Annotated in this window: 18 protein-coding genes and 1 pseudogene; 14 read left to right on the top strand and 5 right to left on the bottom strand. The window is 38.2% G+C overall.

Translation table 11 applies throughout. The features are described from left to right. Positions 1-147: 147 nt before the first annotated feature. Positions 148-1,053 (top strand): chemotaxis protein, encoded by a 906-nt coding sequence (locus JFU50_RS02265; RefSeq protein ID WP_201224989.1) that lies wholly within the window; start codon positions 148-150, stop codon positions 1,051-1,053. A gap of 64 nt (positions 1,054-1,117) precedes the next feature. On the opposite strand, the gene JFU50_RS02260 is transcribed toward JFU50_RS02265, so the two are convergent. Beyond that, positions 1,118-1,624 (bottom strand): YkyB family protein, encoded by a 507-nt coding sequence (locus JFU50_RS02260; RefSeq protein ID WP_201221531.1) that lies wholly within the window; start codon positions 1,622-1,624, stop codon positions 1,118-1,120. A gap of 330 nt (positions 1,625-1,954) precedes the next feature. Next, a complete protein-coding gene (locus JFU50_RS02255; protein WP_397444176.1) occupies positions 1,955-2,284 on the bottom strand; it encodes a hypothetical protein in 330 nt (109 codons plus the stop codon). A 163-nt stretch (positions 2,285-2,447) separates the two neighbouring features. Between JFU50_RS02255 and JFU50_RS02250 the strand changes: the two genes are divergently transcribed. Together JFU50_RS02250 and crcB are read left to right on the top strand one after the other, a co-directional pair. After that, the gene (locus JFU50_RS02250; RefSeq protein ID WP_056530599.1) at positions 2,448-2,828 is read left to right on the top strand and encodes a fluoride efflux transporter FluC; all 381 of its coding nucleotides are present in this window, start codon (positions 2,448-2,450) and stop codon (positions 2,826-2,828) included. Beyond that, positions 2,825-3,187, top strand: coding sequence for a fluoride efflux transporter CrcB (gene crcB, locus JFU50_RS02245; RefSeq protein ID WP_201181625.1), 363 nt, complete (start codon positions 2,825-2,827; stop codon positions 3,185-3,187). The genes JFU50_RS02250 and crcB overlap by 4 nt, the downstream gene beginning before the upstream one ends. 177 nt (positions 3,188-3,364) lie before the next feature. On the opposite strand, the gene JFU50_RS02240 is transcribed toward crcB, so the two are convergent. Next, entirely contained in the window at positions 3,365-4,225 is an 861-nt protein-coding gene (locus JFU50_RS02240; protein ID WP_056530593.1) for a metallophosphoesterase, read from the bottom strand. Between the two features lie 158 nt (positions 4,226-4,383). Here JFU50_RS02240 and JFU50_RS02235 point away from each other — a divergent pair, with 158 nt between their 5' ends. From JFU50_RS02235 to JFU50_RS02220, 4 genes and pseudogenes are all read left to right on the top strand, one after another. Further along, a complete protein-coding gene (locus tag JFU50_RS02235; protein WP_242485305.1) occupies positions 4,384-6,240 on the top strand; it encodes an SLC13 family permease in 1,857 nt (618 codons plus the stop codon). A gap of 201 nt (positions 6,241-6,441) precedes the next feature. Next, positions 6,442-7,646, top strand: a pseudogene (locus JFU50_RS02230) (EAL-associated domain-containing protein). Between the two features lie 73 nt (positions 7,647-7,719). Beyond that, entirely contained in the window at positions 7,720-7,947 is a 228-nt protein-coding gene (locus JFU50_RS02225; protein ID WP_098175462.1) for a hypothetical protein, read from the top strand. Between the two features lie 192 nt (positions 7,948-8,139). Continuing rightward, positions 8,140-8,625, top strand: a complete 486-nt coding sequence (locus JFU50_RS02220) for a DUF3993 domain-containing protein (protein WP_201221529.1) — start codon at positions 8,140-8,142, stop codon at positions 8,623-8,625. A gap of 117 nt (positions 8,626-8,742) precedes the next feature. On the opposite strand, the gene JFU50_RS02215 is transcribed toward JFU50_RS02220, so the two are convergent. Together JFU50_RS02215 and JFU50_RS02210 are read right to left on the bottom strand one after the other, a co-directional pair. Continuing rightward, a complete protein-coding gene (locus tag JFU50_RS02215) occupies positions 8,743-8,976 on the bottom strand; it encodes a glutaredoxin family protein (protein ID WP_116821754.1) in 234 nt (77 codons plus the stop codon). A gap of 89 nt (positions 8,977-9,065) precedes the next feature. Continuing rightward, entirely contained in the window at positions 9,066-10,025 is a 960-nt protein-coding gene (locus JFU50_RS02210; protein WP_201221527.1) for an MBL fold metallo-hydrolase, read from the bottom strand. Between the two features lie 183 nt (positions 10,026-10,208). On the opposite strand from JFU50_RS02210, the gene JFU50_RS02205 reads away from it, so the two are divergent. From JFU50_RS02205 to JFU50_RS02175, 7 genes are all read left to right on the top strand, one after another. Next, complete coding sequence (locus JFU50_RS02205) at positions 10,209-10,448, top strand: YkuJ family protein (RefSeq protein ID WP_034314086.1); 240 nt, start codon at positions 10,209-10,211, stop codon at positions 10,446-10,448. Positions 10,449-10,575: 127 nt separating this feature from the next. Next, positions 10,576-10,722 carry a hypothetical protein gene (locus tag JFU50_RS02200; RefSeq protein ID WP_169787513.1) on the top strand — a complete coding sequence of 49 codons (147 nt, stop codon included), beginning with the start codon at positions 10,576-10,578 and terminating at the stop codon, positions 10,720-10,722. A 121-nt stretch (positions 10,723-10,843) separates the two neighbouring features. Then, positions 10,844-11,284 (top strand): cyclic-di-AMP-binding protein CbpB, encoded by a 441-nt coding sequence (gene cbpB / locus JFU50_RS02195; RefSeq protein WP_053345153.1) that lies wholly within the window; start codon positions 10,844-10,846, stop codon positions 11,282-11,284. Positions 11,285-11,403: 119 nt separating this feature from the next. Beyond that, positions 11,404-12,915 carry an MDR family MFS transporter gene (locus JFU50_RS02190; protein WP_201221525.1) on the top strand — a complete coding sequence of 504 codons (1,512 nt, stop codon included), beginning with the start codon at positions 11,404-11,406 and terminating at the stop codon, positions 12,913-12,915. 283 nt (positions 12,916-13,198) lie between these two features. After that, on the top strand, positions 13,199-14,083 hold the full coding sequence (locus JFU50_RS02185) for a LysR family transcriptional regulator (RefSeq protein WP_053345155.1): 885 nt from the start codon (positions 13,199-13,201) through the stop codon (positions 14,081-14,083). Between the two features lie 124 nt (positions 14,084-14,207). Continuing rightward, positions 14,208-14,918, top strand: coding sequence for a 2,3,4,5-tetrahydropyridine-2,6-dicarboxylate N-acetyltransferase (gene dapD / locus JFU50_RS02180; protein WP_053345156.1), 711 nt, complete (start codon positions 14,208-14,210; stop codon positions 14,916-14,918). A gap of 70 nt (positions 14,919-14,988) precedes the next feature. After that, positions 14,989-16,119, top strand: coding sequence for an N-acetyldiaminopimelate deacetylase (locus JFU50_RS02175; protein ID WP_201221523.1), 1,131 nt, complete (start codon positions 14,989-14,991; stop codon positions 16,117-16,119). Positions 16,120-16,135: the final 16 nt, after the last annotated feature.

Genomic DNA, 16,135 nt, shown 5'->3' with positions numbered 1-16,135 from the left:
ACCATTGCACTAAACAAAAGACGAAAGAAACCGAATTATTAGGTATGAGTTCATTTAAAATATCATCGTAGGTCTATTTGACCAAAAAAAATATTTTATTAGATAATGGATATATATGAAAAAGTAAGGGAAGGGCGAGATAAAGCAATGGAAGCAAATAAAGGGATTTTACTAGAAAGTGGAACGAATGAGCTAGAGATTGTTGAATTCGGCATAGGAAAGAATAAATTTGGCATTAATGTAATTAAGGTAAAGGAAATCATTAATCCAGTACATATCACGCTTGTTCCTCATTCACATCCAAATGTTGAAGGAATTATTGAGCTTCGCGGGGAGGTACTACCGGTTGTAAATGTAGCGGATGCCCTAGGATTTCCAGCATCGGGAACACCAGAGCAAGATAAATTCATAGTCGCTGAATTCAATCAGCAAAAAGTGGTGTTCCATGTCCATACGGTGACACAGATACACCGCATCTCTTGGACTCAAATTGAAAAGCCTTCGGATATGTATCAGGGATTGGAAAGTCAGATTATCGGTGTAATAAAATTAAACAGTGAAATGATTTTATTACTTGATTTTGAAAAAGTAGTGGTTGAAATCAATCCGGATTCAGGAATCAGCGTCCAGCAGGTCAAAAAGCTGGGTCACCGGCAAAATTCAGAAAAGAGAATACTTATTGCAGAGGATTCTCCATTACTGAGAAAGCTACTGTTTGATACATTGTCAGAAGCGGGGTTTAAACACCTAGTGTTTTATGAAAATGGGCTAGATGCATTAAATTATTTAGAGAGTTTGATCGAATCAGGAAAGCAGGTTGTTGAAGAAGTGCAATTGGTGATTACTGATATTGAGATGCCTCAAATGGACGGTCATCATCTAACTAGAAGAATCAAGGAAAATAGCGAACTTACTGTATTGCCAGTCATTATTTTCTCCTCATTGATTACGGATAGCCTGCGCCATAAAGGGCAAGTCGTCAGGGCTGATGCACAAATCAGCAAACCTGAAATTGCTGCTCTAATAGATTTGATAGACAAATTTGTTTTATAGTATTGGAAAACGGGCCGAGGGTGTATAATCTCTCGTCCCGTTTTTATTATCCAATTTTTACCCTTTAATACTTGGAACCTTTTCCTAAAAAAGAGGAGGGGAATGGATTATGAAATGGCTGCTTGACCGGGCCCCGTCCGTAAGGCCTTTTCTCAGTATTGGTAGAGTTCGGCTGCTTTTCACCTGCTTGTCCAACGTAAGTTTGTAAGATTTGCTTTGCCTTGGATAATGACAAGGAGGCTTTAGGGTTCCGTATGGATGCTGCCCTGCTGCCGAGGTGGGGTAGATTTTTCAAGTCTTCCTTAGTAGGAGGTAGGTGAAAAACATATGATCCGCATTCGACAATTACGTCGGATTGTTGTGCGGCAAAGCGAGGGTTATCAGAGAAATGAAGTCCAATCTTCTTCGCTTTTCCTTCTTGCATTAGCTTGTTTAATGCAAGCCGTTTTAAATTATATAAATTTTTAGGTTCCAATGCAGTCTTCGCATGTTTATTTACAATAAACACGGCCTGGGCAAGGGAGTTAATCGAAAACTCATCCATTTCAGAATGTCCTTTCGTGTGGTTCATTATAGAAACTCCTTTTCTTCATAAGGTGAGAAGGAAAGAAACATGCTTCCTTCAATAATTTCCTGCTTTTATAGTAATAATAAATAGAGACGGTGCCTAAGAGCCTGATTATAATATGAAATAAATGCATTTACATCTCTAGGGGATGACAATCCATTCCCAACACTTTACCATCTATGCATTTCATATTATACCACTTCAAAATATATAAGGAAGTAAAATTCTATTTCACACCAATCATTCATTAAGAATGGGGACTAGAGAAACAGGTTGTACCAACTATATGGAAAAGAAAAAAGAAGGCGTTTCATGACGCCTTCTGTGCAATCGTTAATGTGTGTATATATTAATATTTTCAGACACTCCAGCCTGTGCGCCAAATTGTTGCGGATATCCAGCCTGTGCGCCAAATTGTTGCGGATAGCCCTGAAAACCTTGATAAGCAGGATAAGGAGGATAAGCGGGCGGATAGGGAGGAGGATATGGCGGGTAAAGTGGACGGTTGTTGAATAGCAAGGGGCCTATTGCTAATCCTGCAACAAAAGCAACAGGCGCTAATAAAGGAAAGAAAGGAAAGAATCGTTCGTCATTCCAATGTTCAGGTCCATATTCATTTCCGTATTCATTCGCGTATGCATTTCGGTATTCATTCTGTAGCATTATAGTTTGTGGATAGGGGTAGTAAGGAAAATACTGTGTTTGCATAAATAGCCTCCTTTTCTCAAATTCTTTACATAGTATGGTTTTTTTTCAGAAAAGAGCCTGTATCATCTTAATCTGTTATAATGAATCTACTTGTGAGAAAAAATTTGAGGTGATTACAATGTTACGGTTTAAAAGTGTTTTGGCCGTAGGTTTTGGAGGAGCAGTCGGAGCGTTGCTGCGTTATTTAGTTATCTTGACAACTGCCCACTCCTTCTTCCCATTTGGAACCCTCTTAATTAATATAGTAGGAAGCTTTATACTTGGATTGTTAAACGGCTATTTTGCTACAAAGAAAAATTCGCTTGTTTTTTTAGCCTTGGGCAGTGGGCTATGTGGGGGATTCACCACGATGTCCACATTTTCACAGGAAATAGTGAATCTTTTGCAGATATCATTGATTTATACAGGAATGTATCTGGGAGCCACGGTTTTATTTGGTTTAATTGCAGGTTTTCTGGGACTGAGCTTTTTTGATAGACGAAGAGGTGAGACCGTTTGATTCAGGTTCTTTCAGTTTTTATTGGAGGTTTTTTGGGTGCTGCCTCGAGGTATGTATTACAAATTATTTTTAATAAGCTGTTGCCAACAGGCTCCATTCCTATTAGTATTTTACTGATTAATCTAATAGGCTCTTTTGGTTTAGGAATCATCTTTCCTAATAAAGAAGATTGGGCTTTATCGTTGCAAGCTTTTCTTACAATTGGTTTTTTAGGAGCATTTACGACATTTTCCACATTCAGTATGGAAACGCTCGAACTTATGAGAAAACACCGTTACATAGAAAGTCTTATCTATGTAACAGTGTCGGTTTTAGGTTGTATTGGTACTTTCCTATGTGGCTATTTAAGTATGATATAACTTTTTATTTTGTTTACTCCATGTCTTTCTGGTAAAAAAATCCTGGTTATTCAAATATTCTTCTAATGCTATAATTCAAAAGGATACATTAGGAATAATGAAGAGTAACCAGTTGTTTTCTTCGCACAGGTTTTGTTAATAAGTCTGGCGACTTTCCTCTGTGTACTTTTCATCTCACTATTCTGCCTGGAATTCATAAATTGTTAACTCAGGACGTGAAAGAAAACGATACGGAAGCCGAGTTGTGCCAAGCCCTCTATTAACATGTAATGTTAACGAATCAATTTCATACGTGCCTTCACGATACTTTTCTGCATATGGAGGAGTGACAAGGGCTCCTGCAAAAGGAATTTGTACTTGGCCTCCATGACTGTGACCGCTTATTTGATATTTGATGTTGTACTTACTTGATATGTCAGCAAGGTCAGGAGCATGCGAAAGCATAATGACGTACACTTCTTCTGGAATTCCTGAAAGGGCTTTTTCAAAATCTGGTTGTCCAAGCATCGCATCATCTACCCCGGCTATGTAAATTTCTTCAGCCGTTAGTAATGAAATCTTAGTAGAGGTATTTTGCAACATGGTAAAATGGGATTTCTTCATGATATCGCTGTATATCTCAGAGCCATACCCCCCATGATCATGGTTACCGTAGATGCAGAACTTTCCAAGAGGCGCTTTGAGCTGATTTAAAACAGGCGGGATTTTCTGTTGAGCATTGTATTTATTAGGCTCGTCCATTAAATCTCCGGTAAATAAAATAACATCCGGATCTAATTGGTTTATCTTATTGACAATTGCTTGTAAATCATTAAGCTGAAATTGAAAGCCTAAATGAGTGTCACTGAATTGAATCATTTTCATACCATGAAAACCTTTTGGGATAAGAGGGTGGCTGATAATGTTATGCTTGATTTCTAACCATTTTGGTTCCACATTGTGGGCATAGTACCCTCCGCCAATACTTAATCCGGTTACGGTAGCCAATGTGCGAAGGCCTTTTTTTAAGAATGTTCTTCGGGAAATGGATTCACTCAAATTAATCAACCTATCTAATTTTAAAATGTTACTTCCTCATATTAACAAACAATATACATAAAATGAAGAAAATATCTTCTATACGCATATGAAAAACATGTAAACTGGAGTTTAAGAATATCCGGTTTTAAATTGAACATCTATACGGAGGTAACATGATGATCGAACCAATGTTTATTACACTGATTATACTTCTATGCGCAATTGCGCTTTTTATACAAGGAAAATTTCGCGCGGATTTAATTGCACTTGGTGCATTAGCAATATTGGGATTACTGGGAATACTTACATTGGATGAACTTATAGCTGGGTTTGCGAATCAAGTCGTAATAATGCTTGCGGGATTATTTATCGTAGGGGCTGGTCTGTTAAATACAGGAATTGTAGAGAAAGCGGGAAATAAGCTGTTAGGCTTTTGTGGTGGAAGTGAATGGAAATCGCTGTTAATTGTCATGGTGACGGCAGGAATTTTAAGTGCGTTTTTAAGTGGCGCAGGTATTGTTTCCATTTTGCTCCCGCTCGTAATGAGTATGGCTTTACAACAAAAAACTAGCCCGACAAGGTATTTATTGCCACTTGCCTATGCATGTAGTATTGGTGGGCTGCTAACACTGACTGGAACACCCTCCAATATGATTGTAGCTGATGTATTAAAGCAAAACGGTATAGAAATTTTATCTTTCTTTGATTTTACACCTATAGGCTTAATCGCTTTTGCATCGGGTCTATTCTTTATGTTAACGCTTGGCCGTCTGTTACTTCCGGAAAAAACAATTGCAGCCAACAATAGTGTAAAAGGGTTGTCTGCAGGGGAACTTGCTGGTATGTACAAAGTGTATGACCGTTTGCACTATCTGCACATACCTGCTACTTCCGATATTGTTGGAGAAAGGTTGTCCGACCTACAGCTTCCTATTCAGTATGAATTAACTTTGATCGAAATTCAGCGGAAACCAAAAGATAAGCAATTGCCGCTGTTGCAAAAACAACTAACGATATCGGCCAGAGCGGATGAAGTACTTCATCCTGATGATATTATTCTGGTGTTTGGAGAGGAAGAATCTGTTGAGAGATTGGCGCTTAACTATGAACTAGAGTTTAAACACTTTAACACTGAACAAATAAAAAAACATTTTCTGAGCAGTAGATTTGGATTGACTGAAATTTTGATTGTTCCGAATTCGGATTATGAGAATCAGACACTAATTGACGTTCATTTTCGTGAAAAATATCAATGTAATGTATTGGCAATTAATCGGAATGGTGAATATATTCAAGCGGATGTTGGTACTGAACGGCTAAAACCTGGCGATGCAATTCTGATACATGGAGAATGGGAAAACATCGAGAGGATCTCCTCGGATTTACAGGATGTTATTGTAATAGGCAGCACCTCAGATGATGGATTAACAGTCGAATCTAAGGCTAAAGCATGGATTGCTTTATGCATTACTGCACTAATGGTCATACTTTTGTCGATAGAGTCTATTCCTGCTGTTCTATCGGTATTGACGGCTGCTTTGTTGATGGTAGTCACCGGCTGTGTCCGTTCCATGGAGGATGCCTATCAAAAGATAAATTGGGAGCCTGTACTATTAATTGCAGCTATGTTTGGAATAACAGCTGCATTGGACAATACTGGTGGCGTGAGAATGATAAGTGATTGGCTGGCAGTGCTATTCAGTAATATCGGTGCACATGGTGTATTAGCTGTTTTTTATCTCCTGACTTTAATTTTAAGCCAGTTTATCCCGTATGGAGCAGCGACAGTGATCATGGCACCTATTGCTTTAACTTCCGCGGTGAATCAAGGAATTGATCCTGTTCCTGTGTTTCTATGTCTTGCTGTTGCAGGCAGTCTGTCGTTATCCACTCCAAGGGTTGCTACGACAAATGCCCTTGTCATGACAGCAGGCGATTATAAGTATAAGGACTTTATCCTGATTGGGATTTCCATACAAGTCTTTATCGGTGTTATTATGGTCATCACGATTCCATGGTTTTTTCCGTTTTAATGCATAAGGCATTGTTCTGTAAATGGACAATGCCTTTTTTCATTGGAAATCTTTTTTTATTTGAAAACAACTAGGAGGCTGAAAATATTACTAAAATAAAAAGGAGTTATTGGGTAGGAATTAAAATTATTTATTATCAACAATAGAAACTAATGGTATAATTTTTGCATATTGGTGTTTCGTAATTAGGAGGAATACATCATGGATGCAGAAAAAATATTAAAGAATTTAGACAGGGTGACACCATTCTTTCAACCGATTTTCAGCGCAGATCAGCATCAAGTTATCGGTTATGAAATTTTAGGACGCTATGAGGAACAGTCAGAATATAAAAGTCTTGGCACGTTTTTTCACGATTCTTCTGTGCCGGAAGAGTATAGAGTGGAAGTGGATAATTACGTTCTAGAAATAGCCCTTGAAAGAATAAAGGACTATGGGGAAGACTTTCTTATCTTTATTAACAGAGATCCAAATATGCTTATGCTAGATCATGGAGAAGAGTTCATGGAGATTTTGCATCGTCATTTTCAACCGGAAGAAATGCATCGGATTGTTCTGGAATTATCAGACACCATCAGTGCGGAAAACTTTGATCCTTTACAGCATGTTCTCGCTTACTTTAAAACATATGGCATCAAAATAGCTTTCGATCATTTAGGGAAAGATACCCAGCTTGATCAAATTGCACAGATTTCTCCGAATATTTTAAAAGTTAACTTAAACCAACTCCGTATTTCAGGTGGAGATGCGTATCAGGTCATCCTTTTTTCTCTAAGCATGCTTGCTCGTAAAATCGGCGCCAATTTATTGTTTGAGAACATTGAGTCTGAGTACCAGCTCCGCTTTGCTTGGAAGAACGGAGGCCGTTATTATCAAGGTTATTTTTTGGCTAAACCGGACGGCGAGTTCATTAATAAAGATTTACTTCGTGAAAAATTCCATCAAGAATGCCAGTCCTTTATTTCATTAGAAACAAAAAAGCTGGAAGCTGTTTATCAAAAGACTTTGCAATTCAACGAAAATATGCAAACCTTTTTAAAACAGCAAAAGCGGGTTGGCTCACATGAAGAATTTCTCGGGATTTTGGCAAAAAAATTAGATTCAGTAGGATTCCGTCTTTATATTTGTGATGAAGAGGGATATCAAAAATCCCCTAATATTCTTAATAAGGATGGGCAATGGATAGTACAGCCTAATTATATGAATAAAAATTGGAGCTGGCGACCTTATTTCCTAGAAAATATCGTCAAGATGCGCAATGAAAAAAAGGAATTCTATCTGATTTATACAGTGATATTGAAACAGGAGAAACCATTCGAACCTTTTCTTATCCATTGAATAATAAGGAATACATATTCTTTGATCTATCATATAGCTATCTATACGAAAATGAAGCATTGTTATAAAAATAACTATTGTATATAATTGCTCAAAATGTGTAACGATAAGCAAAAATAATGCGCTTGGAGGAGACATATTTTGAGCACGTATATCTGGATTCTACTCATAGTCGTAATAATCATGGCGTTATATCTGCTCTTTTATACATATTCTGTAGCAAAGACACAGAAAGTAAAAGAGAGATATGATTCAAGTATCGATGAATCTGTTAAAGAACATCCTTATTTAAGGAACCCGGTTTTTGTTTCTCTCTTCATTGGAACAATTTTAATTGCCGGTTTTATTTTTTACTATGCATTTCAATAAAAGAGTGAGAAGGGGATTTCAGTACAATGAAATCTTCTTTTTTAATACAAAAAAGTAAGACATGTTTAATTAGGTTTCAGAATGCACTTTGATCTAGTATTTTTTGTTTTGGCTTTGTTCTGTTCGGGTATTGAAAAGCATAGACAATAAACATATCCATTCGAAGACAATCTATAACTAGGAGATGATAGTATGAGGAAATACTTAGTTGCGTGCATGGCGGGTGCTTTTCTTTTTTTAGGGGGTGGGTTCACAGTTTCTGCGGAGGGCTTACATAGAGAAGAAGTGCTCTCTTTTGTACAGGAGGCACTGGTGAATCAAGGATCAATCAGTGAGGAAGTACGCACGAAAAAAGCGATTAAAGAGAAATTGGATACCCATTTCTCCGAGGATTTCATCGAGAAGTTTGTCGAAGCGAATGTGGTGAAAGTTAATGGAGGGTTTACTGCATCTGGATCTGATTTTGCTCCCTATTATATTCCATTTTTTAGTTACGATGAGAATACAAAAGTCGTATATGGTAAGGGCGGTGAATTCATTTATGTTCAGGAAGAATTCCCAGTATCAGAGGATGGACCTGTTTCAACGGGTAAACATGTTGAATCTGTTACTTTGAAAAAAGTGAATAATGAATGGAAGGTAGCGGACGTGAGGTATGAAAGTGAAAATCTAAAATAAAGAGCACACCAAACAAAAGCTTCTTTTGTAGTCGCCTAAACTATTTGAAGAAGATGGGGGAATATAAAGTAGGTAAAAGTCTAAAGGAGGTTCAGGCCTTCTTTAGACTTTTTGTTGTTAAATATTCAGTTCTTTTTTGATTTCGTCAAGTTCAAAGCCGATAATAGCTTTTCCATCAATTACGACAGTTGGCGTGGAATAAGCGCCATATTTATTTGTTAGTTCTTTACGTGCATTCCCATCTGCTTTAATATCTTTTTCTTTATATTCGATATTGTTATCATCAAAGAACATTTTCATGATCTTGCAGGGAGGGCAATCCGGTTGGGTATAAAGGGTAACGTCTTTCATTTCATTCCTCCAGGTATGCTTAAAGTGAGTACTTTCTAATTATAGAGAATACCCTTCCATTTGAATAGAGATATACATTATATGTCTGCCTATTTATTCTTTTCGCGTTTTTCCAAGTAGTCAATCAAACCCATAGAACAGACCTTAAGGTCCAGGCGAATTATTTCAAAAACGGAATGATCCTTTGTGATGCCCTTTTCTCCTAAATGAGTAGCGACTGTATTGAATATATTTTTGCTGGTTGCGGCGACCTGCTCCTTAAAGCTTGTGTATTCTTTGAAGGCTGTTTCTGCTGTCTCAACAAAAATAGGCAACCAGTAATGAAGTTGCTTATAAACTTCGTTTGGATTTTCCGATACGCCGTAATGGCCAAAATATATCCGTTCAACTCCAATACTCGCATACAGGTCTGCTGCAGCAAGCATCGCTTCAGGATTAAATTGATTTGGTGATGTGGAAGGTAGATAAAATTCAATGCCATCTTCATTTAGCTCACGATAGTAAATACCTACTGTATCACCGGAAAACATACCTTTTGAAACAGAATCGAATATGCTGAAGTGGTGATTGGCATGCCCTGGAGTGTCATAAAAGGTCAATGTAGACGAGTCGCTCGTTTGAAGAGATTCCCTATCTTGTTTAATAATCATTTTATCGTGCGGTATAGGCAAAATCGGGTCAAAAAGTTTGTTGAATTCTTCACCATAGACTGCTTTAGCTCCAGCAATTAATCTTGTCGGGTCTTCTAGATGTCGTGCTCCTTTTGGATGAACAATTACTTTGGCATTCGGGCAATGCTGTAAAAAAAGTCCAGCTCCCCCTGCATGGTCCAAGTGAATATGGGTAAGAATGATATATGTAATATCCTCGGGGGTGATTCCCAGGTCATCAAGTCCCTTTAATAAATGGGGGATAGATGGGCTGGCGGACGTTTCAACTAAAGTTATGTCCTTATCGGCAATTACATATGTACCTGTCCGATTCTTTCTATTCAAATCAAAACCATCGATTAAATAAATCCGATAACCAAGTTCACTAAAGTTTTGCAATAGAATCTACCTCCAGGAAATTTTTTATGTACAAAATCCAATCCTTATTTTATTCTGTTAATAGTGTCATGTAAAGAATGAAGTTTTAAATTATTCTGAATTTATTTCAGCGTGGCTACTGGATAGAAAAGTATGGTATAGTGAAACCTATCGAAAAGGTTTTATTCAGAAAGGAGAGTGAGTATGTCTCAATTACAGGGCATTCTTACCAGATTAAAAAGTCTTCAAGAGCAAGCAAAGGAATCTGAATCTGCTCAGCGTTTTTTTGAAATAGATGGCGTGAAAAAATGCCAGGTTACATATTTCAGCAAAACAGAAATGTTCGAGCTTGAAGTATACAGTGATAAAGGGAAATCATCCAAATATCAGTTCGATAATATTGATATGATTACCATTGAAATCTTTGATCTTCTTCAATCTTAAAAAGATTACGAAAAAAGCCGCATTCCTTTTGGGAATACGGCTTTTTATTATTGAAAAATCAACTCACTTTTTACTTCGTGTATGAAGAAGGGATTTTTACGACACCTTAATAATTGGAGGGATGTAAATGAAAAACCCTATGGTAATATGCCCTGCTTGCGGTGAGGAAAGGGAAATGGCAGATGTATTGACGGCACAGTCCAACCAAAATGTAATATATCAATGCCCGGAATGCGGGTTTAAACAGGTTAACATTAAAACTAGTAAAGGCTAAGTATTTCTTTAGAGAATCCTCAGTTTGGGATTTTATAGGTATTGGAATGAGTCTTTTCTGCTTACATATGTTAAACTAGAAAAAGAGCTGTATATAAAAACATATGGTAAGGGGTTTTAACATGATCGGTACTCATGATGGGGATTTATTGGAATCCAGCGTGAAAGACTTAATGATTTCTTCTGAACGCGTGGCCCACGTGCAGGTAACCAATAATTTAGAACATGCACTATTGGTATTAACAAAGAGCGGTTATACGGCCATTCCTGTGTTAGATCCGATGTATAAACTGCATGGCTTAATTAGCACACCAGTCATTCTTGACTCGATTTTGGGACTGGAACGAATTGAATTTGATAATCTAGAGAATAAAAAAGTTTCCGAAATTATGAATATAGACATACCTCGCCTGCATATTGAAGATACCTTGACTAAAGGTGTAGAATTGTTAATTGACCATCCGTTTGTCTGTGTAGAGAATGATGAACACCTTTTTGAAGGAATCCTAACGAGAAGAGCTATCTTGAAAAAAGTATTTAAACAAAATACATTACCTGAATAAATATGTCAACGCTAAACAGTACAGTTTACCTAAAACTCGCCAATTGGCGAGTTTTCTTGTTTTTACATATTCTATATAGAGGGCGGTAAACCCTAGAGCTATTACATATTTAGGAAAGGATGCGAAAATTGGTACAATCAGTAAATACTTCGGAAGTACAGAATAAAAAATTGAAACGTCCATTCATCCTAGCTGCTGCCATCATGATGGCTATGTTTATGAATGCAATTGAAGGAACTATCGTTTCGACGGCAATGCCGGCTATTGTCAGTGATTTGGGTGGTTTTTCTCTATATAGCTGGGTGTTTTCTGGATATTTGCTAATGAACGCCGTGACAGTCTTAATTTATGGAAAGCTATCCGATATTCTTGGAAGGAAACCTGTTTTATTATTTGGAATTATTGTCTTCTTAATTGGTTCCATTCTCTGCGGTTTCTCCAATTCGATGACGGAGCTCATTATTTATCGCTTTGTACAGGGTTTTGGGGCGGGGGCAGTAGCACCTGTTGCTTCAACAATTGTGGGGGATATTTATAAAAATGAAGAGAGGGCCCGTGTTCAAGGGTATTTATCAAGTGTATGGGGCATTTCAGCGGTAATCGGACCGGCACTGGGGGGCTTGATTGTTGAATCACTTACATGGAAGCTTGTATTCTGGGTCAACATTCCTCTTGGCTTACTTTCTTTTGTAGGGATTTGGTTCTTCCTTCATGAAAATATCGAAAAGAAAAAACGTGATATTGATTACTTGGGTGCAACGCTATTGACGTTATCGATATCCACCCTTATGGTGGTTCTCGTACAAGGAGGCGTAAAGTGGTCTTGGGCTTCCACACCGGTTGTCTCCCTTGTAATAGTGGCTGTTATAGCCTTTGTCTTGTTTATTGTACAAGAAAAGAGGGCATCCGAACCAATGATGCCATTTGAAATCTGGCAGGAGCGCTCCATCTTAATCGCAAATCTTGTTTCCTTGACAACTGGGGTGATGATGATTGGATTAACGAGTTTTCTTCCGACATTTGTTCAGGGAGTGATGGAACGTTCTCCAACAGTAGCAGGTTTTACACTAACCGCCATGTCAATTGGCTGGCCGATTGCATCTATGGTTTCAGGTAGACTGTTGTTGAAAATAGGTTTTAAAACAACTTCGCTTCTTGGAGGGTGTTCGCTAATTCTCGGAAGTTCGATTTTAGTATTGATGAAGCCTGAGGCAGGGCCGCTTATCGCTGCGATGGGATCCTTCTTTGTTGGTGTGGGGATGGGCTTGACCTCGACTTCCTTCATTGTTGTTATTCAGAAAACGGTCAGTTGGGAACGTAGAGGGATTGCGACTGCTTCGAATATGTTCATGCGTAATTTAGGAAATACGGTTGGAGCTGCTTTGCTAGGGGGAATTATGAATACAAGGCTTCAAGCATATTTAAACGAGCATGCACCAGTCAATTCGGGAGTGACAATTGACACCGCAAATAAGCTATTGAACAGTAAAGAAAGGGCTTTGCTTCCTGAAAATGTTGTGAAGGTTTTACAGGAAGGACTTACATTGTCGCTACACACGATTTATCTCATTGTCCTAGTCTTTTCTGTAATTAGCTTCATATTACTGACGAGACTACGCAAGAAACAGTAGACCTGTGGCAGTCTAACTAAAGAGGCTGCCATGTGTTAAGAAATGAAATTCATAATCAAAGCAACTGTCAAATCAAAAGAAGTGAAGGCATACCAGTTAATCCGCCGCTTCCGGCCAATGTGCCTATAAAGGATGCTGTAAAACTGATAATCAGCAATAAAATGATCGTCATGGGTACCACTCCGTTTCTTTTCTCTTGTATTATAAGCGGACTTTGTTGATAATTAAATTTAAATAAATTTAATCAACAAGATAAGAATTAATTATCAAGAGGCTGGTGTGTATGTCATTTTCAGAATTTCATTTATTATCCGTACTTGCTCAGGAAATGAATATGAGAAAAGCAGCTGAACGGTTATTTGTTTCCCAACCTGCTTTATCTCAGCGTTTACAAACGATTGAAAAGGAATGGGGCTCAAAGCTGTTTCTCCGTTCGCAAAAAGGTCTTTCGTTGACACCTGCTGGAGAAGCAGTTATTCGTTTGGCCAATGAAGTTTTAGAAAAAGAAGAAAAGGTTAGAGAAAGTATCCAGGCGATGGATCATGAAGTATATGGTACTTTGAAAATTGCCTGTGCCTCAATAGTAGGACAGAATTGGCTGCCTCAAGTTTTGAAAAAGTTTGTCCAAAAATATCCGTATGCCAAAATCTCTTTAATCACGGGCTGGAGCAGTGAGATTTTAAAGTCCTTGTATGAAGGCCAAGTACATATTGGTATCATTAGGGGAGCACCAGATTGGAAAGGGGTAAAACAGCATTTATTTACGGATATGCTTTATTTGGTCGACACTGAAATGAAGGAACTGAACCAAGTATTCGAAACAGACCGGCCATTCATTCAGTTTAAAAGCGATTCAAACTATTATCAGGAAATTCAGGACTGGTGGCACCGGCAATTTAAAACGACCCCAAAAAACACCATCGTGGTCGATCAAATCGAAACATGCAAACAAATGGTGTTTAATGGGATAGGATATGCTATTCTCCCAGCAATCACTTTACATGATAAAGATACAAATATATTCAAAATCCCCCTTTTAGATGGGCATAATCATTCAATTGAACGAGATACATGGCTTTGTGGCTATGATTCTGCTTTTCAGCTTAAGCAGGTCCAAGCATTCACAGAAGTAGTGAAAGAGCATATTAGGGACCAAGGAATGTTATAGTTCATTTGCCGAAAATGTCAATGGGGTAGAATAATATATATCAATGACATTCAACTTGTCTTGCCGTCAGTTGTCTGGTAAATTAAAGACGAGTAATGATACATATTTAGGAGGTTTTTCGAGAATGAATAAAATGGATGCAAACGAAATTATTTCTTTTATCTCAAATAGTAAAAAATCAACACCTGTAAAGGTATATATCAAAGGTGAATTAGAAGGCATAGATTTTGGTCAAGCTTCTAAAACTTTCATTACAGGTAATACCGGAGTTGTATTCGGTGAGTGGTCTGAAGTTGAAGTGGCTATTGAGACAGCTGGAACAAAAATTGAGGATTATGTAGTTGAAAACGACCGTCGTAATTCCGCTATTCCTTTATTGGACTTAAAAGGCATCAAAGCTCGTATCGAGCCTGGCGCAATTATCCGTGACCAAGTGTCAATCGGAGATAACGCAGTGATCATGATGGGCGCATCGATCAATATTGGATCTGTTATTGGTGAAGGCACAATGATTGACATGAACGCAATACTTGGTGGACGCGCAACAGTGGGTAAAAACTGTCACGTAGGTGCAGGCGCTGTTTTAGCAGGTGTTATTGAGCCTCCTTCCGCGCAACCTGTTATATTAGAAGACGATGTATTAATCGGAGCTAATGCAGTTGTTCTTGAAGGTGTAAAAATCGGTCAAGGTTCAGTTGTAGCGGCAGGCGCAATTGTAACGAAAGACGTTCCTCCATACTCGGTGGCTGCTGGTATTCCAGCAAAAGTGATTAAACAAATTGACGAAAAAACTAAATCTAAAACTGAAATCATGCAAGAACTTCGTCAACTTTAATTTCTAAAGTAAATAGGTGTCAAGAGCGTGGATAACTATATCCACGCTTTCTGTATAGGGAGGGAATAAGATGGAAACAAGTCCGTTTGCCGCCATCCGGCGTGATTTGCATAAAATACCGGAGATAGGTTTTCAAGAATTTAAAACGCAGCAATATCTACTGAATTACATAACGAAATTGGCGTTAGAGCGAATGGAAATAGAGACTTGGCGAACAGGGATATTTGTGAAAATAAAGGGACGGAACCCCCGAAAAATAATTGGCTATCGTGCGGATATAGACGGTCTACCGATTAAAGAGGAAACTGGATTACCTTTTACTTCTAATCATGAGGATTATATGCATGCTTGTGGCCATGATTTTCATATGAGCATAGGTCTAGGAGTTTTGACATATTTTGTGGAAAACCCGATTGATGATGACTTACTATTTATTTTTCAGCCGGCGGAAGAGGGGCCTGGTGGAGCTGAACCAATGCTGAAATCCGAAACGATGAAAAAATGGAAACCGGATATGATTCTTGCTTTGCATATAGCTCCAGAGTATCCGGTTGGAACGATTGCCGTTAAAGAAGGTCTTTTATTTGCCAACACATCTGAATTATTTATTGACCTGAAAGGGAAAGGTGGGCATGCAGCTTACCCTCATCATACAAATGACATGGTCATCGCTGCCTGCTCACTTGTCGGGCAACTACAAACTATCGTTTCCCGCAATGTGAATCCGCTTGATTCAGCTGTCATAACTGTTGGAAAGATTACCGGAGGCACCGTCCAAAATATCATTGCAGAGACAGCGCGCTTAGAAGGGACAATACGCACGCTTAATCCTGAATCAATGGTAAAGGTTAAGTCACGGATTAAAGCACTTGTAGATGGTATTCAAGCGGGTTTTGAATGCGTGGCAGAGATTGACTATGGCGCGATGTACCATCAGGTATATAATGAGGAGCAGTTGACACAGGAATTTATGGAATATACGGAGCAGTCATCAGAGGTCTATTTATATCGCTGTACCGAAGCGATGACTGGTGAAGATTTTGGATACATGCTAAAGGAAATTCCAGGTTTCATGTTCTGGCTAGGGGTTTCATCCGAATACGGTTTACACCACGCTAAGTTAACTCCGGATGAAAAAGCAATTGAACTTGCCATCAATCATTTAACAAATTATTTAACGTTTAAAGGCAATAAAGCTTAATTGCTTTTCCGTACTA

This window comes from Peribacillus sp. TH14 (assembly GCF_016651145.1).
Classification (GTDB): Bacteria; Bacillota; Bacilli; order Bacillales; family DSM-1321; genus Peribacillus; species Peribacillus butanolivorans.
This window is presented reverse-complemented; position numbering and strand designations above follow the sequence as displayed.

What these genes read in the sequence shown, in the direction of transcription:
- JFU50_RS02235 (WP_242485305.1), top strand. Translation starts at nt 4,384, where the DNA reads ATGATCGAACCAATGTTTATTACACTGATTATACTTCTATGCGCAATT.
- dapD (WP_053345156.1), top strand. Translation starts at nt 14,208, where the DNA reads ATGAATAAAATGGATGCAAACGAAATTATTTCTTTTATCTCAAATAGT.
- JFU50_RS02265 (WP_201224989.1), top strand. Translation starts at nt 148, where the DNA reads ATGGAAGCAAATAAAGGGATTTTACTAGAAAGTGGAACGAATGAGCTA.
- JFU50_RS02260 (WP_201221531.1), bottom strand. Translation starts at nt 1,624, where the DNA reads ATGAACCACACGAAAGGACATTCTGAAATGGATGAGTTTTCGATTAAC.
- JFU50_RS02220 (WP_201221529.1), top strand. Translation starts at nt 8,140, where the DNA reads ATGAGGAAATACTTAGTTGCGTGCATGGCGGGTGCTTTTCTTTTTTTA.
- JFU50_RS02200 (WP_169787513.1), top strand. Translation starts at nt 10,576, where the DNA reads ATGAAAAACCCTATGGTAATATGCCCTGCTTGCGGTGAGGAAAGGGAA.
- JFU50_RS02255 (WP_397444176.1), bottom strand. Translation starts at nt 2,284, where the DNA reads ATGCTACAGAATGAATACCGAAATGCATACGCGAATGAATACGGAAAT.
- JFU50_RS02185 (WP_053345155.1), top strand. Translation starts at nt 13,199, where the DNA reads ATGTCATTTTCAGAATTTCATTTATTATCCGTACTTGCTCAGGAAATG.
- JFU50_RS02205 (WP_034314086.1), top strand. Translation starts at nt 10,209, where the DNA reads ATGTCTCAATTACAGGGCATTCTTACCAGATTAAAAAGTCTTCAAGAG.
- JFU50_RS02190 (WP_201221525.1), top strand. Translation starts at nt 11,404, where the DNA reads ATGCGAAAATTGGTACAATCAGTAAATACTTCGGAAGTACAGAATAAA.
- JFU50_RS02250 (WP_056530599.1), top strand. Translation starts at nt 2,448, where the DNA reads ATGTTACGGTTTAAAAGTGTTTTGGCCGTAGGTTTTGGAGGAGCAGTC.
- JFU50_RS02215 (WP_116821754.1), bottom strand. Translation starts at nt 8,976, where the DNA reads ATGAAAGACGTTACCCTTTATACCCAACCGGATTGCCCTCCCTGCAAG.
- JFU50_RS02175 (WP_201221523.1), top strand. Translation starts at nt 14,989, where the DNA reads ATGGAAACAAGTCCGTTTGCCGCCATCCGGCGTGATTTGCATAAAATA.
- cbpB (WP_053345153.1), top strand. Translation starts at nt 10,844, where the DNA reads ATGATCGGTACTCATGATGGGGATTTATTGGAATCCAGCGTGAAAGAC.